The organism is Parendozoicomonas sp. Alg238-R29 (genome assembly GCF_947331445.1).
GTDB lineage: Bacteria > Pseudomonadota > Gammaproteobacteria > Pseudomonadales > Endozoicomonadaceae > Sansalvadorimonas.
This window is the reverse complement of record NZ_CAMZOG010000231.1, coordinates 1-1,023: the sequence shown is the minus strand read 5'-3', so window position 1 is coordinate 1,023 and position 1,023 is coordinate 1. Positions and strand designations below refer to the sequence as shown.

General features: G+C 39.3%; 1 protein-coding gene. It reads right to left on the bottom strand.

Annotated features, from left to right (window positions below; translation table 11 throughout):
* Positions 1–117 precede the first annotated feature (117 nt).
* Complete coding sequence (locus tag QMA35_RS21795; RefSeq protein WP_281649233.1) at positions 118–921, bottom strand: phospholipase D-like domain-containing protein; 804 nt, start codon at positions 919–921, stop codon at positions 118–120.
* Positions 922–1,023: the final 102 nt, after the last annotated feature.

Below are 1,023 nucleotides of genomic sequence, written 5' to 3'. Positions count from 1 at the left end.
CCACAGAATTTATTTCTCTCGGACAATTATGAAAGGGCAAGGCGGCAAATATTGGAACACCAAACGCGGGTAACGCCTGCTTAAGGGGCGCCGTAGGCGTCCCATTTGAAGCACTTGTTATGCGTCTTTCTGATTTTTGAGCTGTATAAATTGTGTAGCAAACTCTTCTGCTACGTCACGATTTTCTGTGATGGTAATGCTTTCTTTGTTGTATTGTGCATTACTTGTCCAGTTATACGAACCATGTATTACGGTATACAAGTCAATAATGCAAAACTTGTTATGCATTATTTTCTTACCCCAAGGGGATTCAGGGCTGATTTTTGTATATTCTATTCCCCTTGATGCAAAATCCAATCCATGCTTTTGAGTTGTATAGTCATCGTTTACTATGACTCTGATATTTATCCCAGATTGATGTTTTTTTCTCAGCTCGTTGCCAATATCTTTGTCAGTAAACCATGCAACAGCAACCCAGATAAAGAATCTTGCATTCCTGATGCTGTTTATAATTTGCGATTTTATTTCTTCAAAATGAGCTTCAATCGCAATAGGATCATCAAGCTCGCAACCAGAAACTTTGTAAATCCCAAGTTCATTTTTTTCTAGATAATACCCGTCATGCTTTATGAACTCTCTTATGAAATCAACAATCTCATCTGGGTTCTCGACTTTCCGACTATCCACTAATGCTTCTATTAGGAGTTTAAATTCTGGTTTTCCATTAACTTTTCCAAGTGTTATACGAGCATACTCATTCCTTGACACGTTTCCTGGTAATCCATCTTTAGAATACTCATCCTTGATGCCAAACAAATTAAAAAAATTAACAATTTTCGGTCCTGACATGTATTCAACAGGCGCATCATCTCCTGTAATAAAAGGTCTAAGAGCATCTAATGTAAGTTCGGAAACTTTCAACTTCTATTCTCTCTAAACAACTCGGTGATTTTGGGGAGGCAGACGCATAACGCCAAGTTGTGGGGCGCCGAAGGCGTCCCAGGCAGCTTGCTGCCGAACACC